The 24,538-nt window shown below is 65.8% G+C and carries 25 protein-coding genes; 6 read left to right on the top strand and 19 right to left on the bottom strand.

The window, feature by feature from the left end; translation table 11 throughout:
* The first annotated feature begins 57 nt into the window (after positions 1-57).
* Together J2X98_RS15345 and J2X98_RS15340 are read left to right on the top strand one after the other, a co-directional pair.
* Positions 58-582, top strand: a complete 525-nt coding sequence (locus J2X98_RS15345; protein ID WP_307309748.1) for a DUF488 domain-containing protein — start codon at positions 58-60, stop codon at positions 580-582.
* An 89-nt stretch (positions 583-671) separates the two neighbouring features.
* On the top strand, positions 672-968 hold the full coding sequence (locus tag J2X98_RS15340) for a DUF3040 domain-containing protein (protein ID WP_307309745.1): 297 nt from the start codon (positions 672-674) through the stop codon (positions 966-968).
* Here J2X98_RS15340 and J2X98_RS15335 read toward each other — a convergent pair.
* From J2X98_RS15335 to J2X98_RS15315, 5 genes are read right to left on the bottom strand one after another with little or no spacing between them, the layout of a single operon-like run.
* Positions 879-1,949 (bottom strand): DMT family transporter, encoded by a 1,071-nt coding sequence (locus tag J2X98_RS15335; RefSeq protein ID WP_307309743.1) that lies wholly within the window; start codon positions 1,947-1,949, stop codon positions 879-881. The genes J2X98_RS15340 and J2X98_RS15335 overlap by 90 nt on opposite strands.
* Positions 1,946-2,101: a hypothetical protein gene (locus J2X98_RS15330; protein ID WP_307309740.1), complete on the bottom strand. Its 156-nt coding sequence runs from the start codon at positions 2,099-2,101 to the stop codon at positions 1,946-1,948. Before J2X98_RS15330 ends, J2X98_RS15335 begins: the two co-directional genes overlap by 4 nt.
* Complete coding sequence (locus J2X98_RS15325; protein ID WP_307309738.1) at positions 2,098-3,171, bottom strand: L-idonate 5-dehydrogenase; 1,074 nt, start codon at positions 3,169-3,171, stop codon at positions 2,098-2,100. The genes J2X98_RS15330 and J2X98_RS15325 overlap by 4 nt, the downstream gene beginning before the upstream one ends.
* Positions 3,171-3,941, bottom strand: coding sequence for an SDR family oxidoreductase (locus J2X98_RS15320; protein WP_307309736.1), 771 nt, complete (start codon positions 3,939-3,941; stop codon positions 3,171-3,173). The genes J2X98_RS15325 and J2X98_RS15320 overlap by 1 nt, the downstream gene beginning before the upstream one ends.
* Positions 3,938-4,879, bottom strand: a complete 942-nt coding sequence (locus J2X98_RS15315) for a 2-hydroxyacid dehydrogenase (protein ID WP_307309734.1) — start codon at positions 4,877-4,879, stop codon at positions 3,938-3,940. The genes J2X98_RS15320 and J2X98_RS15315 overlap by 4 nt, the downstream gene beginning before the upstream one ends.
* A 411-nt stretch (positions 4,880-5,290) precedes the next feature.
* Between J2X98_RS15315 and J2X98_RS15310 the strand changes: the two genes are divergently transcribed.
* Positions 5,291-5,590 carry a DUF4193 domain-containing protein gene (locus J2X98_RS15310; RefSeq protein ID WP_141944270.1) on the top strand — a complete coding sequence of 100 codons (300 nt, stop codon included), beginning with the start codon at positions 5,291-5,293 and terminating at the stop codon, positions 5,588-5,590.
* A gap of 86 nt (positions 5,591-5,676) precedes the next feature.
* On the opposite strand, the gene J2X98_RS15305 is transcribed toward J2X98_RS15310, so the two are convergent.
* The 5 genes from J2X98_RS15305 to J2X98_RS15285 all read right to left on the bottom strand — a co-directional run bounded on the left by J2X98_RS15305 (position 5,677) and on the right by J2X98_RS15285 (position 12,460).
* Entirely contained in the window at positions 5,677-6,159 is a 483-nt protein-coding gene (locus tag J2X98_RS15305; RefSeq protein WP_141944272.1) for a hypothetical protein, read from the bottom strand.
* A complete protein-coding gene (locus J2X98_RS15300; RefSeq protein WP_307309727.1) occupies positions 6,156-8,621 on the bottom strand; it encodes a molybdopterin oxidoreductase family protein in 2,466 nt (821 codons plus the stop codon). The genes J2X98_RS15305 and J2X98_RS15300 overlap by 4 nt, the downstream gene beginning before the upstream one ends.
* 93 nt (positions 8,622-8,714) lie before the next feature.
* A complete protein-coding gene (locus tag J2X98_RS15295) occupies positions 8,715-9,716 on the bottom strand; it encodes a bile acid:sodium symporter family protein (RefSeq protein ID WP_307309725.1) in 1,002 nt (333 codons plus the stop codon).
* 294 nt (positions 9,717-10,010) lie between these two features.
* The gene (locus J2X98_RS15290) at positions 10,011-11,408 is read right to left on the bottom strand and encodes an MFS transporter (protein ID WP_307309722.1); all 1,398 of its coding nucleotides are present in this window, start codon (positions 11,406-11,408) and stop codon (positions 10,011-10,013) included.
* Between the two features lie 116 nt (positions 11,409-11,524).
* Complete coding sequence (locus J2X98_RS15285) at positions 11,525-12,460, bottom strand: dihydrodipicolinate synthase family protein (RefSeq protein ID WP_307309720.1); 936 nt, start codon at positions 12,458-12,460, stop codon at positions 11,525-11,527.
* Positions 12,461-12,626: 166 nt separating this feature from the next.
* On the opposite strand from J2X98_RS15285, the gene J2X98_RS15280 reads away from it, so the two are divergent.
* A complete protein-coding gene (locus tag J2X98_RS15280) occupies positions 12,627-13,652 on the top strand; it encodes a LacI family DNA-binding transcriptional regulator (RefSeq protein WP_307309719.1) in 1,026 nt (341 codons plus the stop codon).
* Positions 13,653-13,714: 62 nt separating this feature from the next.
* Here J2X98_RS15280 and J2X98_RS15275 read toward each other — a convergent pair whose 3' ends face one another.
* From J2X98_RS15275 to J2X98_RS15265, 3 genes are read right to left on the bottom strand one after another with little or no spacing between them, the layout of a single operon-like run.
* A complete protein-coding gene (locus tag J2X98_RS15275; RefSeq protein ID WP_141944284.1) occupies positions 13,715-14,302 on the bottom strand; it encodes an AAA family ATPase in 588 nt (195 codons plus the stop codon).
* Between the two features lie 48 nt (positions 14,303-14,350).
* Entirely contained in the window at positions 14,351-15,646 is a 1,296-nt protein-coding gene (locus J2X98_RS15270) for an MFS transporter (RefSeq protein ID WP_307309715.1), read from the bottom strand.
* 57 nt (positions 15,647-15,703) lie between these two features.
* Positions 15,704-16,351 (bottom strand): bifunctional 4-hydroxy-2-oxoglutarate aldolase/2-dehydro-3-deoxy-phosphogluconate aldolase, encoded by a 648-nt coding sequence (locus J2X98_RS15265; protein ID WP_307309712.1) that lies wholly within the window; start codon positions 16,349-16,351, stop codon positions 15,704-15,706.
* A 91-nt stretch (positions 16,352-16,442) separates the two neighbouring features.
* On the opposite strand from J2X98_RS15265, the gene J2X98_RS15260 reads away from it, so the two are divergent.
* Positions 16,443-17,249, top strand: a complete 807-nt coding sequence (locus J2X98_RS15260) for a DeoR/GlpR family DNA-binding transcription regulator (RefSeq protein WP_307309710.1) — start codon at positions 16,443-16,445, stop codon at positions 17,247-17,249.
* Positions 17,250-17,316: 67 nt separating this feature from the next.
* Here the strand turns inward: J2X98_RS15260 and menE are convergent, their stop codons facing one another.
* From menE to J2X98_RS15230, 6 genes are all read right to left on the bottom strand, one after another.
* Complete coding sequence (menE, locus tag J2X98_RS15255) at positions 17,317-18,891, bottom strand: o-succinylbenzoate--CoA ligase (protein ID WP_307309706.1); 1,575 nt, start codon at positions 18,889-18,891, stop codon at positions 17,317-17,319.
* Between the two features lie 7 nt (positions 18,892-18,898).
* Positions 18,899-20,224: an MFS transporter gene (locus J2X98_RS15250; protein WP_307309703.1), complete on the bottom strand. Its 1,326-nt coding sequence runs from the start codon at positions 20,222-20,224 to the stop codon at positions 18,899-18,901.
* A 118-nt stretch (positions 20,225-20,342) separates the two neighbouring features.
* Entirely contained in the window at positions 20,343-20,798 is a 456-nt protein-coding gene (locus J2X98_RS15245; protein ID WP_141944295.1) for a MaoC family dehydratase, read from the bottom strand.
* A gap of 43 nt (positions 20,799-20,841) precedes the next feature.
* Positions 20,842-22,068: an acyl-CoA dehydrogenase family protein gene (locus J2X98_RS15240; protein WP_307309697.1), complete on the bottom strand. Its 1,227-nt coding sequence runs from the start codon at positions 22,066-22,068 to the stop codon at positions 20,842-20,844.
* A gap of 1 nt (position 22,069) precedes the next feature.
* On the bottom strand, positions 22,070-22,960 hold the full coding sequence (locus tag J2X98_RS15235) for an amidohydrolase family protein (RefSeq protein WP_307309695.1): 891 nt from the start codon (positions 22,958-22,960) through the stop codon (positions 22,070-22,072).
* Positions 22,961-22,962: 2 nt separating this feature from the next.
* Positions 22,963-23,904: an SDR family NAD(P)-dependent oxidoreductase gene (locus tag J2X98_RS15230; RefSeq protein WP_307309694.1), complete on the bottom strand. Its 942-nt coding sequence runs from the start codon at positions 23,902-23,904 to the stop codon at positions 22,963-22,965.
* A gap of 131 nt (positions 23,905-24,035) precedes the next feature.
* Here J2X98_RS15230 and J2X98_RS15225 point away from each other — a divergent pair, with 131 nt between their 5' ends.
* Positions 24,036-24,503, top strand: a complete 468-nt coding sequence (locus J2X98_RS15225; protein ID WP_307309780.1) for a MarR family winged helix-turn-helix transcriptional regulator — start codon at positions 24,036-24,038, stop codon at positions 24,501-24,503.
* Positions 24,504-24,538 lie beyond the last annotated feature (35 nt).

Below are 24,538 nucleotides of genomic sequence, written 5' to 3'. Positions count from 1 at the left end.
CGTACGTTCTGATGTCCGCCGGCAGAGCTGCACGGTCCGATGCCTATGATGGCTTCGATGAAGGCCCTGTTCACCGTAGGTCACGGCACCGCGTCCCAGGAGGATTTCACCAGCCTGCTCAGCGGCGCAGGGGTGGCGTCGCTGGTGGACGTCCGGATTGGGCCGGGCAGCCGCAAGTATCCCCATTTCGGTAAGGACCGCATGGCCGAATGGCTGCCCGCCGCCGGCATCAGCTACCGCTGGGAGCGGCGGCTGGGCGGCTTCCGGAAACTGCCTCCGGACTCCCCTGATACGGCCCTGCGCAATGACTCCTTCCGCGCCTATGCCGCGTACATGCGCAGCGAAGACTTTACGGCGGCCGTTGCCGAACTGGTTGCCGGATCCCAAGCGGCCCGGACGGCCATCATGTGCAGCGAAACCCTCTGGTGGCGCTGCCACCGCAGGCTGATCTCCGACCACTGCGTCCTGCTGGCCGGCCTGCCGGTTGAACACCTGATGCCGCCGAACAAAGCGGTTCCACACGTTCCCACCAAGGGGGTGCGGGTGCTGGGCACCCAACTGCGCTACGACGTTCCGGAGTGACCGGCGGTTGGCGGCGCTATTGACTAACCGGTAGAAGACTCCTACGGTCGATACCGAATACCGCCTCCCAGGGGAAACAGGGGCCCGCCATGCCGATGTCCGATGAGGAGCGACGCCTGCTCAAGGAGCTGGAACTGGGGCTGATTGCAGACGATCCCCACCTGGCCATGGAACTGCTGTCCGGCTACCCCACGCGCCGCTTCCCCGCCGGCCTGTTCCCGGGGATTGCGGCCGCGCTGATCGGCCTGGTGCTGGTCCTTGCAGGGGCAGGTATCCCCGCCCCTGGCGCGGTGGTCTTAGGGATTCTGCTGCTGGGGCTGGGCGCCTGCCTGTTGCTGGGCTCCACCGTCCTGGCCCGAAGCGCGGGACGGCAGCCCACCGGCTGACCGCTGGCGTCCCCTGCCTCGTCCTGGTACTTCGCGCGGCCGGCGCGGCCCCGGCGTCAGGATGAAAAGGCTGGCCAGTACGACGGCGGCGCCAAGCCAGCCGAGTGCAGGGAGCCTCTCGCCCACCACCAACACGGCCAGAACGGCAGCAACCACTGTCTCCAGCAGGGAGATGCCCGTGGCCGTACTCGCTCCCACCCGGACCAGGCCCCAGCCGAATAGAAGATAACCGGCAAACATGGGCACCGCAGCCATGTACACGCCCACGGCGGCATTGCCCCAGGACTCCATCAGCGGGGCGCCGGTAACGGCCAGGACCGGCAGGAGGAGGAGCCCGCCCGTTCCGAAGACGGCGCCCATGGCAGCCCTGGAAGACAGGCCCTGCCCGGTCAGGCGGTGAGCGGCCCAGGAATACAAGGCATAGGTGGTGCCTGCCAGCAGCCCAAGGAGGATTCCCGCCGTCGAACTCCAGCCATCGGGGGGCAGACCTGCGCCCGGCAAGCCTCCGGTTTGCATCGCCGCTGCCGGAGCGTGCCCGGCGAAGGACAGCAGGGCGGCGCCGCCTACTCCCAGAAGCGCCCCGAGGATCCATTGGCGGCCCAGCGGTTTCCTGTCCGCGAACCGTTCGATGAGGGCAGCCGCCACGGGGGCGGAGCCGATGGAGACTACGGTTCCCACGGCCACGCCGGAGAGGTGCATTGAGCTGTAGAAGGCCAGTGGGTATACGGCGACGGCCATGGCGCCGAGCAAGACCAGGCGCCACTGTTCGAGCAGGCTGCCCTTTTGGATGGCGATGTGGCGCGCAGCGTACAGCGCCTGGAACAACCCGCCCAGGCCCATCGCAGCGGCGCCGATGGCCAGCGGGCTCACGCCGGCGGCGAAGGTGGCGGCGGTTCCGGTGGTCCCCCAGAGCACGGACGCAGCCACAACCGCCAGCGCTCCCCGCAGTTGGGCCTTCCGGTGGGTTGGGGCAGGGTTCACAAGGCATCCAGGATTTCAGCGGCGATGACCCTGGCCTCCTTGAGCGGGGCGTCGTGTCCTTCCAGGCCTGCCCTGGCCATGGCACCCTCGACAGTGGATTTGCCGCACCCGGAAACGCCCATCACCACCAGTGGTGGCAGCTTGCCGCTCACTGGCCTTCCCCCGGTGCGCCGAAGCTGAGGAGGACCTTGCCGGAGGCTGTGGAGTCCTTCGCTACTTCGAAGGCGTGCAGTGCGTCGGCCAGCGGGAACTGGTGCGTGATGACGGGCTCGATGTGGAGGGAGCCGTCTGCGAGGGCGGCGATGACGTGGTCGATTTCGTTGTTGAAGCGGAAGGAGCCCTTGAGGTCCAGTTCGCGGGTGATGGCCAGTGAGATGGGGACCGGTTGCATGCCGGTGGGCAGCAAACCGACCATGACCACGGTCCCGCCGCGCACCGCGCCATTGATGGCGGAGGCAAGGCCGAGGTGGTTGCCGGAGGATTCGATCACGACGTCGGCCTCGACGGCGGCGATGGCTTCGGTGTCCGCGGCGTTGATCACGTCATCCGCGCCGACGGCCGTGGCGATCTCCAGGGGCTTGGGATGGAGGTCGACGGCGGTGATGCGGGCGGCGCCGGCACGCTTCAGGACGGCGACGGCGAGGGCCCCGATGGGCCCGGAGCCGACGACCAGCGCGGTCTTTCCCCGGACATCCCCCGCCCTGGACACGGCATGCCAGGCGACGGACGCCGGTTCGATCAGGGCCGCGGTGCGCAGGCTCATGCCCAGTGGGAGGGGCCGGAGCATCCGCACCGGCAGGGTGACGTACCGGCTGAAGGCGCCGTCGGTGTGCGGGTAGCGGGCTGCGCTGCCCAGGTACGTGCAGCCCGGGGACAGGTTCGGCCGGTCCGCCGGGTATCTTGCGGCGCCCGGGCCCGGGGTGGCGGGGTGGACGGCGACGGCGGTCCCGGCCTCCGGGCCTGACCCGTCCGCTGCCGGGCGCACCACCACGCCGGAGATTTCGTGGCCCAGGACCAGCGGAGCCTTCAGGATGGACTCCCCCGCGGCCCCGTGCAGCCAGTAGTGCAGGTCCGAGCCGCAGATGCCGCCGAACGCGACCTCGACCACGGCTTCGTTCGGTGCGGGCTGGGGCAGCGGGACCTCGTCGATGCGCAGGTCCCCGGCCGCATGGGCCACCAGGGCCGGCCCGAAGGCAGGGAGGCTCTCAGTATTCAGCGTCATCAGACCACCACCGTCATTCCGCCATCGATGAAGATGGTCTGTCCGTTCACGAAGTTGGAGCCGTCCGAGGCCAGCCACACCACAGGACCGGCGAGGTCCTCAACGGTGCCCCAGCGGTGCGCGGGCGTCCGGCCCAGGATCCAGGCGTTAAACTCCTCATCGTCCACCAGGTTCTGCGTCATCTCCGTGTGGATGTACCCGGGTGCCACGGCGTTGATCTGCAGCCCCGAAGCGGCCCACTCGGCGGTCATGGCGCGGGTGAGGTTCCGCAGCCCGCCCTTCGCCGCGATGTACGGGGCGATGGTGGGACGGGCCAGGTCAGCCTGCACGGAACAGATGTTGATGATCTTGCCGTGCCCGCGCGGAATCATGTGCCGGGCCGCCTCCCGGCCCACCAGGAATGCACTGGTCAAGTCCGTGGAGAGCACCCGTTCCCAGTCCGCCACGTCCAAATCCAGCATGGGCACCCGGTGCTGGATCCCGGCGTTGTTCACCAGGATCTCCAGCGGGCCCACGTTCTCCTCGATCCAGCGGACGCTGCGGGCGGCGGCGACGTCGTCGGTCACATCAAAGGCAATGCTGTGGACCCGGCCCGGCGGGAAATCAGCCGCCATGGCCGCGGCGGCGTCCTTCAGCCGTTCCTCGTTGACGCCGTTGAGCACCACTGTTGCTCCGGCGTCCGCCAACGCCCGCGCAAGGGCCGAACCGATACCCCTGCTGGAACCCGTCACCAGGGCAACACGGCCCGTCAGGTCAAACAGCGCGCTCATGCGAAGGGTCCCTGCTGGACGAGGTTGGCGGGGGTTTGGCCGGCGGCCAGGGCTTCCAGCTGGCGCTTCAGGAGCTTGAGGATCCGTGGTTCGAAAGCGGAGGCATTGCCGCCAATGTGTGGGGTGATGAGTGCGTTCTCCGCTGACCACAGCGGGTGGCCGGCGGGCAGCGGTTCGGGATCGACGACGTCGATGGCGCACTGCAGGCGCCCCGAGACCACTTCCCGGGTCAGGGCGTCGGTGTCCACCACTGCGCCGCGGCCCACGTTCACCACCAGCGCACCACCGGGCAGGGCAGCCAGGACATCCCGGCCCACCAGGTGGTGGGTCTTGTCGTTCAGGGGCAGGACGGAGACGAGGATGTCGTGGTCCGCGGCGAGGGCCACAAGTTCGTCCGGGCCGTGGACCTGCCCGCCAGCGTCCGTGCGGGCTGCGCTTCCCATCCGGGTCACGGTGACTTCAAAGGGTTCCAGCCGGCGGGCGAGTTCCTTGCCGATCCCGCCGATGCCCAGCAGCAGGACCTTGCGGTCGGCCAGGGACTGGCGGCGCTGGGGCTTCCAGCTTTCAATCTGCTGGTCCTTGACGGCCTGGTCGATGCCCCGCAGTTTCGCGAGGATGAGCCCCACTGCCAGCTCGGCGGTGGCAGCTGCATGGACGCCCGAGGCGTTTGCCACCGCGGCGCCCCGCCCGGCAGCCTCGCACACGCCGTCGTACCCCGTTGACTGTGTCTGCACGAACTTCAGTCCCGGGACCCTGCCAAGGTTCCCCAGCACTTCCCCGGCGTTTATGTAGGGCAGGATGACGCCGTCGATGCCACCCAGCTCCTCCCCCGGAGCGTCCTTCATGTCCCACACCACGCCCCGCAGCCCTTCGGGGAGTGGCGAGAGGTCGGCCAAGAGCTGGGGATCCGGGAAACTAACGGTGTGAACGTGCTGCATGGGCGGGCCTATCGGTTGATGGTTGACGTACGGGAGTCACGGGGCTGGCCCGCGACGGCTGAAGGTCGGGCCGCCCGGAACCTGGAACGTGGGCTTGGGTCCAAGCATGCCAACATTTACGTGCGGCGGGGTCTCAATCGCGTCATCGGGGCGTTGACGATGTCATGGATGGTCACCAGCCCGGAGTGCCACCCGTTTGCGGGAGGGCTGGCTGCCCCGGCCCATTGCCGACTACGGCATGGCGGGCGCGGGACCTGGTATGCGTATGGGGTCCGCTGGCCCTGGTCCAGGCGGCGCGCGCCCTGCGCGGAAACAACCCTGGCCCTCGCGGGAATTTGTTGTCCCCGTCCGGCGTTGTCGATCTGTCCGGAACAATCCGGACACCAGCAGCTGGACAGGAGAACACACCACATGTCAGTTGACTACGACGCTCCGCGGGTGACTCCCGAGGAAGAGCCGAACGTCGCTTTGGAGGAGCTGAAGTCCGACAAGTCCGGCCGCCGGGAGGCCGCCCCGGACCTGGACGAGACGGACCTCGCGGACAGCTTTGAGCTGCCCGGCGCCGACCTCTCCAACGAGGAGCTCCTCATCCAGGTGGTCCCGGTACAGGCAGACGAATTCACCTGTATGTCCTGCTTCCTGGTCCATCACCGCAGCCAGTTGGCCCGCGAGAAAGACGGTAAGAAGTACTGCAAGGAATGTGAGGGATAGCAGGGGGCGAAGGCCGGCCACGGTCGGGTTTCAACTATTGGAATCCATACTCGTGGCCGGATCGATCAACAAGGTTGGAGATACCCCTAACTGACCAGGACCTGGGTGGCGGACTCCTTCAACTTGCCGTTTGCCCACTTCATCTGGCGGATTGTCTGCGGATGGCATCTCTCGGCCAGGGCCAGCAGGTTCTTGTCCTTCATGCCCTGCGCGGCCTGAGCCAGCAGTTCCCAGTCGGCAGAGACTCCGCAGGCCTTCAGGTAGAGTTCGCGCAGGTCCCGGAGCAGCAGCATGCCGGTTTCGGGGCGCCGTCCCACCATCTCGCTGCCTTTCTCCCGGACAGTTTCCATCAGCCCCATTTCGCCCCGGGGCTCCGGGTCCAGGTCCTGTCCGTAGTTCCCGGCGATGTCCGCGATCTCCCGCACGTGCTGCTGGGACCAGCGGGCCAGGTCCCGGGCCAGGTGGTAGATCTCGTGGTCCACCTTGTGCCGCTCCGAGATGACCAGCAGGTGGTGCGCCAAGTCGTTTTCGGAGCGGTGCATCTCCTCCAGTACCAGCCCGAATTTCATCGTTCCCCTCCTGCCGTTTCAGTGGCTTCATCGGCCAAGGCTGTGGCTATTCCCCTGGTCCTCGCGTCGTCCGGGAAGTCGCCGGCCGGCGCCGACGCTGTGGTGGTGGGCGCCGGGGACGGGCCGTCACCACCGGCAACCCTGGTAATCCTTGCCGCCGCCGTCTTGAAGATGGGCTGCTTGGACGCGGCATCCCAACCGGTGATGGTCAGTTCGTTCGCCGCCCTGCCTGCACCGTCCGGCTGGTGTCCGCCGTCAGTGTCCCAGTAGCCGTAATGGAACGGCAGGAACAGCACGCCGTTCCGGATGCCGCTGATCCGCACCTTGGCACGGACCGAACCGCGGGGTGTCTCCACCTCCGCAAGGTCGCCCTCGGCAATCCCGTACGCGCCGGCGTCGTCCGCCGACAACTCAACCCAGACGTCAGGCGCCGCTGCCTGCAGCTCCGGCGCCCGGCCGGTCTTGGTGCGCGTGTGGAACTGGTAAAGCGTGCGCCCTGTGATGAGCTGGAGTGGGAAGTCCTGGCTGGGCAGCTCGTGCGGCGGCATGTATTCGGCGGCCTTGATGATGGCTTTACCCTCGGGGTTCAGGGCCTTGTACTCCTTCGGCTCCACGGGCGCGCCGGTGATGAGGTCACGGCCATAGGTTTCGCAGTACTCCGGGTGCGCCCAGAACTTCCCGTCCGCGTAGATCCGCTCGGTGCCGTCCGGGTTCTCCTCGTTGCACGGCCACTGGATGCCGGAACCGCCGCGCAGTTTGTCATAGGTGATGCCGGTGTAGTCGCAAGGGCGTCCCCGGGTGCATTCCTTCCAGGCTTCGAAGGCGGACTCGGGATCGTGCCACTTGATCAGGGGCTGCCCGTCCTTGTCCTGGAGGCCCATCCGGTGCGCGTAATCGATGAAGATCTCCAGGTCCGGCTTGGCCTCGCCGGGCGGGTCCACGGCCTTCTCCGAAAGATGGACGGTGCGGTCCACGTTGGTGAAGGTGCCCGTCTTTTCGCCCCAGGTTGCGGCGGGAAGGACGACGTCGGCCAGCTGGGCGGTCTCGGACAGGAAGATGTCCTGCACCACCAGGAACAGGCGGTCCTGCTCCAGGATGCTGCGGATGCGTGCCAGTTCGGGGAGCGAGACGGCGGGATTCGTTCCGCTGACCCACAGCATTCGGATGGAGCCGTCCTCCGCGTACCGCATCATCTGCATCACATGCGTGGGCGGGGAGTAGTGCGGGATGGCCATGGGGTCGATGTTCCAGACCCGGGCCAGGTCCTGGACGTGTGCGTCGTTGGACCAGTTCCGGAAGGCGGCCAGGTCGCCGTCGGCTCCGCATTCGCGGGTGTTTTCCGCGGTGGGCTGGCCGTTCATCTGCAGGATGCCGCAGCCGGGTTTGCCCAGCATGCCGCGGATGATGTTGACGTTGTTGACCTGCACGGCGGCAGCGGTGGCCTGGTTGGACTGGTAGAAGCCCTGCAGCACCGTGGACAGCAGCCGCTCGGCGTGGCCGATAATGCCGGCGGCCTCCTGGATTTGCTCCGCAGGGACGCCGCAGATCTGCGCCACCAGGGCCGGCGGATAGTTCTTGGCCTCTTTTTCCAGCTCGGAGAACCCCACGGTGTGCGCCTGGATGTACTCCTGGTCCACCCAGCCGTTGGTGATGATCTCGTGCAGGATGCCGTTCATGAGGGCCACGTTGGTGCCTGGCCGCGGAGCGAGGTGCACGGTGGCGGCCTTGGCCACGGGGGTCATGCGCGGGTCCACGCAGATGATTTTGGGCGGGTTGGGACCGGCCAGCCGGTCCAGCATCCGGGTCCAGAGGACCGTCTGGGTCTCGGCCACATTGTGCCCGTAGAGTGCGATCACATCGGCGTAGTCCACGTCCGTGTAGGAGCCGGGCTGGCCGTCGCAGCCAAAGGACTCCTTCAGCGCCTCCCCCGCCGTCGCGGTGCAGAGCCGGGTGTTGCCGTCCACGTGGTTGGTGCCGATGCCCCCATGCGCCAGCGTGCCCAGGGTGTAGTACTCCTCGGAGAAGAGCTGGCCGGTGGTGTAGAAACCGAGGGCGCTGGGGCCCTGCTCCGCGAGCAGCGCCTTGGACCGGTCCAGGATGCGCTGCATGGCGGTGTCCCAGTCCGTTTCCACCAGTTTCCCGCCCTCGCGGATCAGGGGTTTGGTGAGCCGGTCCGGGGAGGCGTTCGCCTGCCAGCCGTACAGGTCCTTCGGTCCAAGCCGGCCGTGGTTGACCCGGTCCGAGGCCCGCCCGCGCACGCCGACGATCCGGTTGTCCTTGACGGCGATGTCCATGGCATCGCCGTTTGAGTGAAGGAGCGACGCCGTCTGGACCCACCGGTCCACGTCCTCCGCGGCCACCCCCTCGGCCAGGTGCGTGTCCACCCTGACCGGCCATTCACCGCCGCTGGCGTATGGCGTCCGTGTCCCCCATGGTTCAGCTATTCGGTCAATCCGAGCCATCTGTCCATCTCCTCGCAGGAACCGGCGGGCAGCGTCGACGGCGCTGCCCCTACCGGTTCCTGTACCCGAAATGGCCTGCTGGAAACGTGCTGCTTAGGCCTGCTTGTCCTGCAGCGGACGCCGGGCCAGCCAGGCAGCCACGATGGCGCCGGAGATGTTGTGCCACAGGGAGAAGACGGCGGACGGCAGTGCGGCCAGCGGCGTGAAGTGGGCGATGGCGAGGGTCGATGCAAGGCCGGAGTTCTGCATGCCCACTTCGAAGGCAAGGGCGCGGCGGGCTTTGTCATCCAGGCGGCCGAGTTTGCCCGCAAGGTAGCCCAGGCCCAGGCCGAAGCCGTTGTGCAGCACCACGGCGAGGAACACGATGGCGCCGGCGTCGATGATCTTGCTGGCGCTCCCGGCCACCACGATGGCCACGATCAGGGAGATCACGACGGCGGAGGCCCACGGCAGTGCCGGCAGCACCTTGGCTACGAGCTTCTTGAGGAACAGCCGGGCCAGGAGTCCGGCGACCACCGGCAGCAGCACGGTCTTGACGATGTCCAGGACCATGCCGGCGGCGTCGATCTGCAGGTATGAGCCAGCCAGGAAGAGGACCAGCAGCGGGGTGACGATCGGGGCTATCAGGGTGGACACCGATGCGACTGCCACTGACAGGGCAACGTCGCCCTTGGCCAGGAAGGCCATCACGTTCGAGGCCGTGCCGGAGGGAGCACAGCCCACCAGGATCACGCCGACGGCCAGTTCCGGGCTGAGGTTGAGGGCACCCGCGATCAGCCAGCCGGCGCCGGGCATGATGACGTAGTGGGCAACGATGCCCAGCGCCACTGCCCACGGCCGCTTGGCCACGGCAGCGAAATCCGGCGGGGTCAGGGTCAGGCCCATGCAGAACATAATGATGCCCAGCAGGTAGGGAACGCCCGGCCCCATGGGCTTGAAGACTCCGGGGAGGAGGAAACCGAGGATACCTGCGACGACCACCAGGATGGGGAATACCGTCACCGCGATGCGGGCAATCCTGCTTTCTACTTCGAGAGCGGGGTTGACGGGTGTTGTTCCGTCCGGGGACTTCTGGGGTTTAGTTGCCTCAAGCATCCAATAATGGTGGCACCCGCCTATAGGATTCTGCCAATCGATGACCGTGACGGGTCATAAGCGGCCTCACCTGCAGCCCTGCGCCTTTGAGGTCGACGTTTTGCCCGTCTGGGAGCAGCGCGAGCGCCCGCCGTATCGATTCAGCCAGTAGGCCAGGGCCGACCCTGCGATGCTCGCACTTGCGATCAGGGCAGACCGGGAAGCCATGTTCCGGGCGTAGTCCTTGACTGACAACGGCAGCGCCACGGACCGGAGTTGGTGCGTGGCGCTGCTATTGAGGCGGGTTCGACGGAGTTAGGGCGAGAGTTCCTCAAGGACCCGGCCTTTAGTTTCGATGGCGAAGAAGACAGTCACCAGGCCACCGATGAGGGCGACGGCTGCGAAGACGGTGAATACGAGGCTGATTCCGTAGTTGTCCACGATCCAGCCGACCAGGATGGGGCCGATGGCGGAGCCTGCCCGGAGCCAGGCGCTGCCGAAGCCGGTGCCGATGGCGCGGAGCCGGGTGGGGTACAGCTCGGCGGAGTAGAGGTAGAGCGAGAAGGAGATGGTCTGCAGGATGGCGTAGGCGATGCTGGCGAACACGACCACCTGGGTTGCTGAGACGGCGCCGAGGGCGGTGAGAATGACGAGCGGGACGGTCGCGGCCAGGAAGGCGACGGTGTACCAGCGTTTACGGCCTACGCGGTCGATGAGCAGCGCGCAGAGGGCGGAGGCCACAACGCCGACGGCGGACGTGACCCAGCCGTAGGCGAGGCTGGTTTGCAGGGGCAGGTTGAAGGTTTGCTTGTAGAGTGTCGGCAGCCAGGTGACCAGACCGTTGTTGACCATGTAGACGCAGATCCAGAGCATCCAGATCATGAAGGTGCGCTTTTTGTATATCCCGGAGAACAGTTCGCGCCAGTCGGTGCGGGCCGTGGCCTTGGGGTCAACGGGCCGCACCACGGGTTCGGAGAGTGTATGTCCTGCCTTGACTGCTTCCTTTTCGAGCATGGCGACGACCGTCTCGGCCTTGTGGACGTGACCCCTGGATGCGAGCCAGCGCGGTGATTCAGGCATCAGCCAGCGCATGGGGATTGTGAGCAGGGCCGGCACGATGCCGACGATGAACATGGCTTTCCAGCCCACGACAGGGACCAGGAAGTAGCCGGCGATGCCGGCAAACATCAGCCCGACCGGGAAGATCACCTCGTAGAGGAGGAAGAACCTGCCGCGCTTCCTCGCCCCGACGAATTCGTTGATGTAGGCGCTGGCGACCGGTACTTCGCCGCCGGTGCCGATGCCTTGGATGAAGCGGAAGATGATCATGGACGTGGCGCCCCAGGCGAACAGGCAGGCGATGTCCATGGAGACGAAGAGCAGGATCGTAAAGAGCAGGACGGGCAGTCGCCCGATTCTTTCGGCGAGGTGCCCGAAGAAGAGGGACCCGAAGATCTGGCCGACGTACCCGGCGGAAAGGATCATTCCGATTTCCCCGGCATTCAGGTGCCATTCCGAGGACAGTTGGGGCATCGCGAAGGCGATTGCCAGGACGGTGTAGGCGTCGAAGAATGTGGCTGACCCGATGACCACGCGGATCAGGGTCAGGCGGCGGGTGAGCGGGAGCCGTTCGAGTCGGGCTACAAGCTCGGCATTGATCCTGGCGGCATTGGGGCCGCCGGCCATGGTTTTGGTGTTGTTCGGCTCGCGCATGGCGAGTCCTCCTTCTCCAGCAGCGATGCTGGGGTCCTCATTGACCAAGAGTGGAGATGGCTAAAGCTTAGGGGAGGATGGCGGGAGTTGCTCCCGCCATCCTCAGGATCCGTGGATCAGGCGCTGACGGTGACCTTGCCGATGTTTGCGGCGGCGAAGGCTTCCGCAATCTCGGTGTCTGCGCCCTCGGGCAGGGGCAGGAGGGGTGTGCGCACTGTGGCGTGGTCCAGAATGCCGCGGTTCACGAGGCCCCACTTCAGGGCGACGGTACCCTCCATGTGGGACCCTCGGTGGTAAACGTTCTTGGTTACCGGCAGCAGCCGCTCATGAATGGCGTGGGCACGCGGGTAGTCCTGCGCCTTGCCGGCTTCGATCAGTTCAACGAGCAGTTCGGCAGCAATGTTGCCGTAGCCAACGAGCAGACCATCGACATCGAACATGGTCGGCAGCAGGTACTCATCATGGCAGGACAGCACCTGCAGCTCGGGGTACGCGGCGCGGAGCGCGGGGATCTCGGTGTACCACCGGCGCATGTTCCGGACACCGTTCTTCGTCGCAAAGACTCCCTCCTGGCCGGCGATTTCCAGCTGGGTGTCGAGGTCGTAGCTTGCCTTGGTGTTGTCCGGGTACTGGAACAGGATCAGCGGCAGACCGGATTCGTCGTAGATCTCCTGATAGCGCGACTGGGGCGCGCCCTTCTGGTAGCCGAAGCGCAGCCACCCGTGCGAGGGGTAGACGAGACCAGCTGACGCGCCGGCCTCGACGGCCTTCCTGGCTTCGAGGGCCGCCGTCTTGTTGCCCTCCTTCGTAATGCCAGCCACAACCGGTACCCGGCCGTCGGTCGATGCCACGAACGCGCGGATCACGTCCAGCTGCTCCTCTTCGGTGAGGAACGTGCCTTCGCCGGCGTGCCCCAGAACGACGAGGCTCTTCACGCCCTCAATCGATCCGAGCCACGAACCCAGGCGCTGGATTGCAGCGAAGTCGACAGCGCCATCTTCGGTGAACGGGGTGACAGGTGCGGGGTTAAGTCCCCGGAGATCGAGTGCCATTGCAGCTACCTTCTTGTCTTCTTTGATGTTCGGTAGTCCCGCTATGATGAGAACGTTTGCGGGAACGTTTTCAAGTTTGCACGTGTCGCAGCTCACTGTCAAGAGAACGTTTGCAAGAAGGAGGAATAGAGTGGCTGTTACACCCTTGCTGAAGAGGAGAACCGCGATGGAGCAGGCCTTACCCGCAGCTATCGTTACCCTGAAGGACGTTGCCGCTGCCAGCGGCGTGAGCATCTCCACGGCCAGCCGTGCCCTGGATGAACGCACAACCTCCAGATCCGCGGCGGCAGCCCATGTCCGTAAGATCGCGGAGGAACTCGGGTACCGCCGGAACTCTTTTGCTTCAAGCTTGCGGCGTGGTGAGACCCGAACCCTTGGTGTCCTTGTCCCGCGTCTGAGCGACACGGTTATGGCGCTGATGTTCGAAGAACTCGAAAAGGCAGCGTCCTCCCGGGGCTACTTTGCGATGGTCGCCACCAGCGGAGATGATCCCGTGGATGAGCGCAGGGCGGCCGAAACACTCCTCGATAGAAACGTCGACGGGCTGATTCTGGCCACGGCGCGACTCGATGACGAACTGCCCCGGCTGCTGCGCGAGCGCCGTGTAGCGCATGCGCTAGTGCTCCGAACTGACGGCATCAGCCCCTCGGCGCTCGGAGACGACGAGGTTGGCGGCTACCTCGCCACACGCCACCTCATCGACCTGGGCCATCGCAACATTGCTGTCGTCACCGGCCCCGCCTTCACCTCCACCGGAACTGCACGCTTGGCAGGGGCACGCAAAGCACTCCATGAAGCAGGCATCCAGCCGCGCGAAGAATGGCTTATCGCTGCCGGGTACGGCATCGAAAATGGCTACACGGCCGGCGAAACGCTCCTCGCAGGAACACCGCAATCCCGCCCGACAGCCATCTTCGCCGCCAATGACAACATCGCCATGGGTGTAATGGCGGCGGCCCACCGCCACGGGGTCAGCATCCCCGACCATCTGGCATTGGTCGGATACAACGACACCCCGCTGTCCGCCCGGCTGCCGACGCCCCTAACCTCGGTGCACGTTCCCCTGGACCAGATAGCAGCCACCGCCATCGATCTCATCGTCAATCCAGGTACCGAACCCCTCATCCGCCGAGCCATGCCCACACTCATCCCACGCCAATCCAGCGGAACGCCCCAGCGCACCGGTACATGAAACAGCACCCCGGCTGACGACGGCAGTTCGTCCCGCCGTCGTCAGCCGGGGTGCTCGTGACCCTACGCAGCCCCTGCGGTCACCTGGGTTGCGAAGTCGTTGACATCCACGGATGCACCGCTGTTGTCGAAATCGAGGTGGCGCGCCTGCTTCCACCGGCAGGAGTCGCCCTGGGCCCCCGCCCAGAACGTTTCCCAGTTGGCAAGCTTCCACTCGTCCCGCGGATAGCCTCTGGCAAGCAGCCGCTGGCGCAATGCGTCCCCGGCGAGCCGGACGTGGACCACAATGAGTTCAGCCTCCGGCCACTGGTGCCGGTCCTTGACCTTCGCCAGATAGTCGTCGTCGGAGAAGAACTTACCGAAGGGGGCGTCGAGCACCACAGAGTTGCCCGCCCTCAGGTTGTCGCGGCTGAGGTCAAGGATGGCCCCGTACTCCAGCGGCATTATGGTGTTCTGGTAGAACTCATTGTTGTCCCGCTCGTTGGGATCCGAGCCATTGAGCTTCAACAGCAGCTCCGTGAAGCGGATGGTTGCGGTGTCCTTGTCGATGTGAGCCGCGCCAAACCGCTCCGCAAGGTGCCGGCTGACGCTTGATTTTCCCGAACCTGCCGGGCCGATCACAAAGAACACTCTGGGGATGGTACTGGTCAACTGCTTGTTCTTCCTTGAACTGACGGGCCTGGGTTACCAAGGGTCCGGCTACGCGGCGGCGAGGGTGCGGCGGTCCTTGACGAACAAGCCGTAGGAAACAGCGCCCACGATCAGAAGCAGGCCGCCGATCAGGAACACCATGGTGTAGTTGCCGCCGGTCGAATCAAGGATAAGACCGGTGACGATCGGGGCCACTGCCGCTCCCAGGAATCCGCCGAAGTTCTGGATGGCACCGAGGGATGCCACCTGGTTGGGCTCGGCAATGTCCGAGGCCAGGGTCCACAGCACGCCGATGGGCACCTGCGCCGCGAAGTAGCCAAGGGACAGCAGGACGATTGCCAGGGCCGTGTTCTCCACATAGGCAACGGGCAGCACGGCTGCCGCCGCGAGGAGCGCGCCGCCCACAATCGGGATCTTGCGGGCGCGTACCACGGGCACGCCGCGGGCTATTGCCTTGCCTGAGAAGATGCCGCCCGCGAGCACGCCGAGGATGCCACAGAGGAAAGGCAGCCCTGCCAGCCAGCCGATCTGGCTGAGGCTGAATCCGCGTGCGGTCTGCAGGTAGCTGGGCAGCCAGGTGAGGTAGACCCAGACGGTGTAGAAGATGCCGAAGGCTCCGATGACCATGAACCAGGTGTTCTTCTTGGTGAGGAGTTCGCCCCAGCCGGCCTGCTTCTCCTTAGGCTGAAGCTGTTCCTCGAACTCTGCACCCTTGATGATGAACTGCTCCTTCAGCGTGGGGTCGCGGTAGACGCGGAGCCAGACCAGGGCGATGACAATGCCCAGGGCGCCGATCACCAGGAACATCCCGCGCCAGCTCATGGTGAGCATGAGGAACGTCAGCAGCGGCGGGGCGATCGCGTTGGCAATCTGTGAACCCGTGTTAACGATCGAGACCGGGAGGGCACGTTCGGTCTTGTTGAACCACTTATCCGCAACCTTGAGCCCGGACGTAAAGAACGGCGACTCTGCAACGCCCAGTGCAACCCGGGCCGCGTAGAGGAACCCGAAGGAGTTGGCCATTGAGGACAGCATGGACACAATCGACCAGAGGCCGGCGGCCCAGGCAAACATCTTCTTGGGGCCAAACCGGTCCACCAGGTAGCCGGCGGGAAGATTCGCGATGGCGTAAGGCCAGGAGAACGCGGACAGCAGCAGGCCCATCTGCAGGGCGTTGAGGCCGAACTCCTTGGCGATGGTGGTGTTCGCAATACTCAGGTTGTTGCGGTCCATGTAGTTGATGATGCCGCCAATGACGAGCAGGGCGATCAAGTACCACCTGACCCGCACGTTCTTGACTGGCTGGTCCGGGGCGGTACCTATTTCTGCTGAAGCTTGGCTCATGCAGCTCACTCCTTTGTGTTCTGACGGCACGGGTGCCGGTCTGGGGGGTGCCCGGCCTTAGCGGCGGGCGTCTTCTATTGCTGCGAGGAAGGTGCGGGCAGCCTTCGCAACCCGGCCATAATCGCCGTCCTCCTGGGCGGCCTTGGTGACGAAGCTGCCGACCCCGACGGCGGTGACGCCAGCCGCGAACCACGCTTCAACGTTGGCCGGGCTCACGCCCCCGGAAGGCATCACGGGCGCCTGGGGCAACGGCGCCAGGATGGTCTTGACGTAGGCAGGGCCGCCGAGCTCGGCCGGGAACAGCTTGACGATGCCCGCGCCAGCTTCGAGGGTGTTGAGCACCTCCGTGGGCGTGAACGCGCCGCTGGCGGTGACCACCTGGTAGCGGTTGGCAGTGGCGATCATCTTCGGATTCAGCTGCGGGCTGACCAGCAGCCGCGCCCCCGCGGAAATAGAGGCATAGGCGGCTTCGGCGTCGAGTACGGTCCCTGCTCCAACCACGATCCCCTGGTCGCCGTACTTGTCGGCCAGGCGCCCAATGACGCCCAGGGCGCCCGGAACGGTCAGTGGAACTTCCACGGCGCGGATCCCGCCCTCGATGGCAGCTTCAGCCACACGGTAGGCCTCATCAGCAGAATCCAGCCGCGCAATGAGCAGGGCTCCGGTGCGGATGATCGTTTCCTGGGTTTCAAATTTATTTAACATCGCTTAAGAGATTAGACCAAAGATTCACAAAGCGGAACACCCTGTGAAAACTTGTTAAGCTGGAGCTACTTCATTCAAAGGAGAAACGTCTTTGAGCCCGACAGCCCGTCCCCTGATCCCCGAGCAGCGCCACCAGGAAATCCTGCGCCTGTTGCGCCGGGAGGGCGTCCTCAGTATCCGCAGCCTCACCGACTACATGAACGTGTCCCACATGACGGTCCGGCGGGACATCACGGCCCTGGAGGATCAGGGACAAGTGATATCAGTGCAAGGCGGAGTGCGGCTCGCGGACTGGACCAGCCAGGAACCCCCGCGGGAGCGCGAGTTCCGCGCACAGCTGGAACTCCCGCGCAAGCAGGCCATTGCCGAGCTTGCTGCCGGTTCAGTGGAAGACGGCATGGTGGTATTCCTCGACGCCGGCACCACCTGCCAGTCGGTGGTGCCCTACCTCGCCGGGCGCCAGGGCCTTACCGTGGTGACAAACGATTTCTACGTGGTCACCAGCCTGTTCACGTACCCGCACATCGAGACGATCCACACCGGCGGGGCTGTGGATCCGTCCAGTGCCTCGAGCTGCGGAAAAATCGCCGCTGACGTGGTGAAGTCCATCAACATCGACCTGTGTTTCCTGAGCACAGGCACGTGGAACATGGCCCGGGGCATCACCACGCCCGTCATGGACAAAGTCGAGGTGAAGCTGGCCGCCCTGGAGGCCTCGTCGTCGTGCTTCCTCCTGGCGGACAGCACCAAGTTCGGCACGGTGTCGCGTTTCAACGTGGCCCCCCTTGAAAAGCTGGACGGCGTCGTCACCGATGACCAGCTGCCGCAGGAGATGCAGGAGAACATCCGCGATCTCGGAGTCACCGTCCAGGTAGCCGCCCTTGGAAAGGCCGCCTGACAGGGCCCGCTGCCTTAAACCGAAACGCCCGCCCCGGGACACCGGGGCGGGCGTTGTACAGCGAACGTCAAAGCTGCTTGCGAAGCTCCATTTTCCGGATCTTGCCGCTGGCTGTGCGTGGCATGTCGTCGACCACCACCAGCGTTTTGGGGATCTTGTAGCGGGCAAGCCGCCCGTCAAGGAATCCGCGCAGTTGCTCCGCGGTCAGCGATTCACCCTCGCGCAGGGTCACGATCGCCTGGGGGACCTCGCCCCACTTGTCATCCGGGACGCCGATGACAGCCACGCTCCCCACGGCACGGTGCTCTGAAATGACAGCCTCCACCTCCGCCGGGTAGATGTTCTCCCCGCCGGAAATGATCATGTCCTTGAGACGGTCCGAGACGAACAAGAAGCCTTCCCCATCCCGGTAGCCCATGTCACCGGAGCGGAACCAGTCCCCGTCCGAGTAGCTTGCCGCGGTGGCTTCGGGCCGGTTCCAGTACTCCATAATGACGTTGGGGCCGGAGATCTGGATTTCCCCCACCTCCCCCGGTGCCACCACGCCGCCCAGGGGATCGGCGATCCGGACGTCCGTGAAGAAGTGCGGCAGGCCCGCCGAGCCGGCCTTGTCCCTGGACCGGTCCACGGGAAGCATGGTGACGCCGGGAGCCGTCTCCGTCATGCCGTAGCAGCTGGTGAAGCCGATGCCGCGGTCCTCGTACGCGTCCAGGACCCTCTGGGGAATGGCGGAGCCGCCGCAGGTTAGCTTGTCCAGGGAGCTGAGATCTGCGGTGTCCCATCCTCGGTCCTCGCAGAGCAGCTGGAACGTGGTGGGCACTCCGTTCAGGGTGGTCACCTTGTGCTCCCGGATCAGTTCCAGGACGCGGGCGGGATCGAACTTGGCCTCGAGCACCACCGTGGCACCCTTGAGGAGCATTGGCAGCAAACCCATGTCCAGCGACGCCACGTGGAACAGCGGCGAGATCATCAGCGCCACGTCGTTGCGGTTGATGTCCATGTCCACGACTGTGTTGATGCAGTTCCACGTAATGTTCCCGTGGGTCAGCAGGGCGCCCTTGGGCTTGCCCGTGGTTCCGGAGGTGTACAGGATCATGGCGCCATCGTCATGGCCCACGGCCACGTCCGGGTGGTCCGGAGTTGCTGCCTGCAGCGCCTCCCCGTAGTGCTCCACCGTGACGGAGTGTCCGACGGCGGCAGGCGGCTCAGCGGCGGAAGGTTCCGTCCCGCCGTCGTCGGCGATGACAAGGCGGTGGGTCACCCCGGTGGCTTCCACGGCGGCGGAGGCGGAGGGCTCGAGGGAACTGGCGTTGACCAGGAGCCGGGCACCGGAATCCTGCAGCTGAAACTGCAGCTCGGGCGGCGCCAGCCGGGTGTTGAGCGGGACGAAGATGGCGCCCAGGAGGCCGCACGCGAAGAAGGTCTCCACGAAGGAGGGATGGTTCTCCCCCAGGTAGGCCACCCGGTCGCCCTTTGCCACTCCCCTGACACGGAGTGCGTTGGCCAGGCGGTCGGTCCGGTCGGCGAGCTCTTCGTAGGTGAGCGTGCCGGCTGCCGTACCGGCAGCGAAAAGAAGTGCCGTCCTGGCCCCCGACTTCCGGCGGCGGCGGTGCAGCCAGGAGCCAACTCCGTTGTTGTCCATGGTTCTCCTAACGGACCGTGGTGAGGTCGTTGTTCTTAGATTCCCGCGTCAGGGCGATGAAGACAATCGAGACGAGGGCCATGACTGACAGGAACACCACCACCGGGAGGATGTCCTGGCCGGAGTCCTTGTAGAGTCCTGCGACGAGGCCCGGGGTGAACCCTGCGCCGATGAGCGTGGCCAGCTGGTAGCCCACCGCGGCACCGGTATAGCGGGAGGTGGTGCCGAACTGCTCTGAGACGAACGCCGCCAGCGGTCCATACAGGGAGGAGTGCAGGATGAGCGCCACGGTGAAGGCCAGGAAGACCAGGCCCACGCTGCCGGAGCCGAGCATGCCGAACATGGGGAACAGGTAGGCAATGAAGAGGGCCAGGCCGGTAATCATCACTGGACGGCGGCCGAAGCGGTCGGACAGGCGGCCGCCCAGCAGGACGAAAATGATGGAGATGGCCGAGGCTCCCGCGAAGGCGTACAGCACGCCCTGCTGCGGTGCGCCCTTGGACACGGCGTAAGTCACGGAGAAGGTGGGCAGCACCACCTGGAGGCCGAACCCGGCCGCACCGGCGAACATGATCATGATCAGCGCCTTGGGCCGGCGGAGGACGTCCAGCAGCGGGATTTTGCGCTTGGTGCCCTGTTCGCTTTCCTTGGCCACGGCCTCGGCGAAGATGGGGCTTTCGGAGACCCGCAGGCGGACAAACATGCCCACGATCAGGAGCACGAAGGACAGCAGGAACGGCACCCGCCATCCCCAGGCCAGGAATGCGTCCTGAGGCAGGGCGGAGAACATGCCCATCACCACCGTGCCCAGCACGGCGCCGGTGGGGGCGCCGGCGTTGACGAAGGAGGCGGCGAAGCCGCGGCGCTTGGGATCTGCGTGCTCCAGCGCCATCAGCGCGGCACCGCCCCATTCACCGCCGACGGCGACGCCCTGGCAGACCCGCAGCAGCACCAGCAGCACGGCTCCCCACGGTCCGATCACGCCGGCACCCGGAATCACGCCGATAAGGGTGGACGCGACGCCCATCATGGCCATGGAAATGATCAGCATGCCCTTGCGGCCCACCTTGTCGCCGAAGTGGCCGAAGATCATCCCGCCCAGCGGCCGGGCAACGTACCCGGCGGCAAAAGTGGCGTAGGCGGCGACGACTCCCACCCATTCATCGGTTGCGGCGAAGAAGACCTTGGGAAAGGCTACTGCTGCGGCCGTGGCGTAGAGCAGGAAGTCGTAGAACTCGATGGTGCTGCCCAGATAGCTGGACAGGATGACCGTACGCGCTTCCTTGCGCTTGGCGGCCGTGCCCGCGGGTGCGAGCGTGGTGTGTCCGGACATGGCTGTTCCTAAAGACGGAGGAATGGGGTGTGAAGGTAAGGCTTTGGGGTTGCCTGGGGAGGCGGTGCCGCCGGGGCGCCGCCTGTGGCGTGGGACTGCTGTTACGTGAGGAAGCGGCCTACTTGTAGAAACGTGCCAGGAATTCGGCGACGACGGCCGGGCGTTCCTGGCCTTCGATCTCGATGGTGGCGTTGACCTTGATCTGGGCACCGCCCTTGACCTCGGTCACCTCAGCGATAGCGGCCTGCATGCGGACCTTGGAGCCCACCGTCACCGGGGAGGTGAAGCGGACCTTGTCCAGGCCGTAGTTGACCTTGGTGGTGACGCCCTCAACGTCGAACAGCTCGCCCCAGAACGGGATGATCAGGGAGAGGGTGAGGAAGCCGTGTGCGATGGGTGCACCGAACGGGCCGTCCTTGGCGCGTTCGGGGTCGGTGTGGATCCACTGGTGATCATCGGTAGCGTCGGCGAACAGGTTGATCTGTTCCTGGGTGATCTGGCGGTAGTCCGTGGTGCCGAGGTCCTTGCCGGACAGGGTGAGAAGGGTGTCGAAATCGACGACGAGATTGGGCATCGTTGCCTCCTGGCAGTTGTTTGTTGCGTGAGGAAGTAGTGGTTCAGCGGGTGAAGGCACTTTCGCCGGTGAGGGCGCGGCCGATGATGAGGGCGTTAATGTCGTGGGTGCCTTCGTAGGAGTAGACGGCCTCGGCGTCGGCATGGAAACGGGCGACGTCGGCCGCGAGGGTGATGCCGTTGCCGCCCACCACTTCGCGGGCCAGGGCGACGGTGTCGCGCATGAACAGGGAGGTTTGCATCTTGGCCAGTGCGGAGTCCTGGTCGCGGTAGATGCCTCTTGCCTGTTGTTCCGTGAGCCTGACGACGAGGGAGAGGCTGGCGGTGACATTTCCCAGCATGCGGGCCAATTTTTCCTGGACCAGCTGGAAGGATCCGAGGGTGCGGCCGAACTGTTGGCGCTGGTTGACATAGCCGAGGGCGGCCTGGAACGCGCCGGCGGCGATGCCGGTGGCGATCCAGGCAACGTCCGAGCGCATGGCCCGGAGCATCGCGGCAACGTCCTTGAAGGAGTTGACGTTCTGCAGCCGCATGGCCTCCGGCACGCGGACACATTCCAGCGTGATGTGGGCGTTCTGCATCATGCGCAGGGCGGTCTTGCCGTGGATTTTGTCCAGGGTAACGCCGTCGGCTGTCCGGTCCACCAGGAAGGCCTTGACCTGCCCGTCCGCGGCGTCCCGGGCGAATACTGCGAGGACGTCCGCGGTGGAGGCACCGCCGATCCAGCGTTTGGTGCCGTCAAGGATCCAGCTGCCGTCGGGCTGCCGCCCGGCGGTGGTGGACAAGCCCCCGGCGATGTCCGAGCCATGTTCGGGCTCGGTCAGGGAGAAGACGCCCTTGAGCGAGAAGTCGATGACTTTGGGCATCCATTCGGCCTGCTGTTCCGCCGAGGCACCCACGCGGATGGCCGTGCGGAACAGGCCGGCCTGGGCGGTGTACCAAGTGGCCAGCGACGCGTCGGTGCGGGCAAGCTCGAAGATCCGGAAGCCCTGGTAGATGCCGCGGGCCGGGCCGTGTCCTGCACCGGGGGCGCCCGCGAGTTCGGCCGGTTCCATCAGGTCCAGGTCGATCAGCGGCCGGGCCAGCTGCTCCGGAAACTCGCCGCGTTCCCAGTACTCGGCCAGGAGCGGCTTGGCCTCCGTGTCCAGGAAGGACCGCAGCCGGGCCAGGACCTGGCGCTCTTCGGGCGTGAGGAGGGACTCGGCGTCATACCAATCCGCCGCTTCGTACAGGCGGGCACCCAGGGCGGCCTCCGCCGTCGTGCTTCCCATGTCAGTCCCCCAGCCCGAGGAGGCGGACCGCGTTGTCCTTGAGGATCTTGGGCCGGACCTCATCCTTCAGCGGCAGGTCGCCAAACGCCCCGAGCCATTTCTGTGGGGTGAGCAGCGGGAAGTCGGTGCCGAACAGCACCTTGTCCTGAAGGTAGGAGTTGGCGGCCTTCACCAGGGATTCCGGGAAGTACTTGGGCGACCAGCCGGAGAGGTCGATGAAAACATTGGCCTTGTGCGTGGCGATGGAGTTGGCCTCGTCCTGCCACGGCACGGACGGGTGGGCCATGATGATCTGCAGGCCGGGGAAGTCAGCGGCCACGGCGTCCAGCAGGAGCGGGTTGGAGTAGGCGAGCTTGATGCCGTAGCCGCCCGGAAGGCCCGCACCCATGCCGTTCTGTCCGGTGTGGAAGACGGCGGGCAGGCCCAGTTCCTGGAGCGTCTCCCACAGCGGGTAGAAGCGCTCGCTGGACGGGTCGAAGCCCTGCAGTGACGGGTGGAACTTGAAGCCGCGGGCTCCCAGTTCGATGGCCTGGTGCTTGGCCCCGGCGATGGCGTCCTCGCCGGTGCGCGGGTCCACGCTGCCGAACGGAATCAGGACGTCGTTGTTCCGGGCGGCGCCGGCGATGAGTTCCGGAATGCTGTTGGGCTCGTGCCTGAGCTGGGTGCGGGCGTCCACGGTAAAGACGACGGCGGCCATGTTCAGTTCGCGGTAGATGTCCGCGATCCGGTCCAGGGACGGGGTCCGGTCCTCGGCTTTGAAGTACTTGGCCGAGGCTTCGGTCAGTTCCTCCGGCAGGGAGCCGTGGCCGCAGCTGTCCACCTCGAGGTGGACGTGCATGTCGATGGCGTCGAGCTTGGTGGGGTCGACGCCCAGTTCGTAACGGTCGGCCATGGTCAGCGGGCCTCGGCGGCCTGAGCGGGCTTCAGGTCCTCGGGCAAAGGCAGGAATTCCTCACCGTAGCTTTGGAGGGTTTCCGCGGTGAACAGCGTCCCCGCATTTTCCTGCAGTGCCTCGTAGCTCCAGCCGCCCTCGCGGTACTCGGTGGTGGCCGCCTCTGGGTGCGTCCAGACCTGCAGACGGTCACCGCCGGCACCGATGGCCTGTCCGGTGATGCTGGCTGCCTCGTCGGAGGCGAGGTAGGCAACCAGCCCGGAGACGTCGTCGGCCGTGCCAAAGCCCAGGTCGTGGCGGAAGAAGGCCGGCATCGCCTCGCCGCGCTCGTCCGCCTCCACGGCCTTCTGGAAGTAGGGCACGGTCTTGGTCATGGCAGTGGCTGCAACCGGGATGACGCTGTTGACTGTCACGCCGGCCCTTTTCATTTCCAGCGCCCAGGTGCGGACCATGCCCACGATGCCGGCCTTGGCGGCGGCGTAGTTGGTCTGGCCGAAGTTGCCGCGCTGGCCGGTGGGGGAACCGATGGTGATGATGCGGCCCCGTACGTTGTGTTCCTTGAAGTACGCGTAGGCCTCGCGGACGCAGGTGAAGGTGCCCCTGAGATGGACGTTGATGACCAGGTCGAAGTCCTCGTCCGTCATCTTCAGAAGGGACTTGTCGCGCAGGATGCCGGCGTTGGTGACCAGGATGTCCAGGCGGCCGAAGGTGTCCACGGCTCCGGCGACCAGGGCCTTGGCGGCGTCGGTGGTTCCCACCGGAACCACCACGGCGGTGGCCCGGCCGCCGTCGGCCTCGATCTGCGCGACGGCCTGCGCGGCGGTGTCAGCGTTGACGTCGTTAATGACGACGGCGGCGCCCTGGCGGGCCAGTTCCCTTGTGTAAGCGAAGCCGAGTCCCTGCCCGCTGCCGGTAACGATTGCAACCTTGCCGTTCAAGCTCATGGCCCTGCTCCTTCGCATGCGCCGGCCGAAGCCGTTGGGGTGGTCCCACTGCGGTGTGAGATCCTTGTTGGATTCAATGAAATTACGGATCATTGAAAAAGTCAACGATTGTTTTTTACACCGGAGTTGTGATGGCCACCTTGGGCACGGAAGTTCAGACCCCCCGCCTTGCGGCAGCAAGGATTGGCAGCGATGTGGGCTTGCTGCTCGCCAAGCTGCATGCCGCCGGCTCGGTGTTGAACAACAAGGCCCTGGCCGACTTCGGCCTCAGGGAGCGCTCGTTTTCTGTCCTCACGCTGGCGTGCAGCGGGCTGGAGCCTACCCAGCGGGAGCTGGCGGACTTCCTCAGCCTCGACCCCAGCCAGGTGGTCACCCTGGTGGACGACCTGGAGCACCGCGGCCTGGTGGAGCGCGCACAGGGAAAGCAGGACCGGCGCGCCAAGATCATCGTCTCCACCGCGGAGGGGCGGAAGATGCACGCCAAGGCCCGCGCTGCCATGGACGCAGCGGAACTGAATCAGCTGGCCGTGCTGTCAGGGGAGGAGTCGCAGGAGTTGAAGCGGCTGCTGCGCAAGGCACTGTGGGGCGCGGCGGAGTAGTCGGGGTCTATGCCCCTGCCCGGCATGCGCGTCAG

It is taken from the genome of Pseudarthrobacter enclensis (genome assembly GCF_030811655.1).
GTDB classification, from domain to species: Bacteria; Actinomycetota; Actinomycetes; order Actinomycetales; family Micrococcaceae; genus Arthrobacter; species Arthrobacter enclensis_A.
The sequence above is the reverse complement of the archived record's forward strand: the minus strand, read 5'-3'. Positions and strand labels throughout refer to the sequence as shown.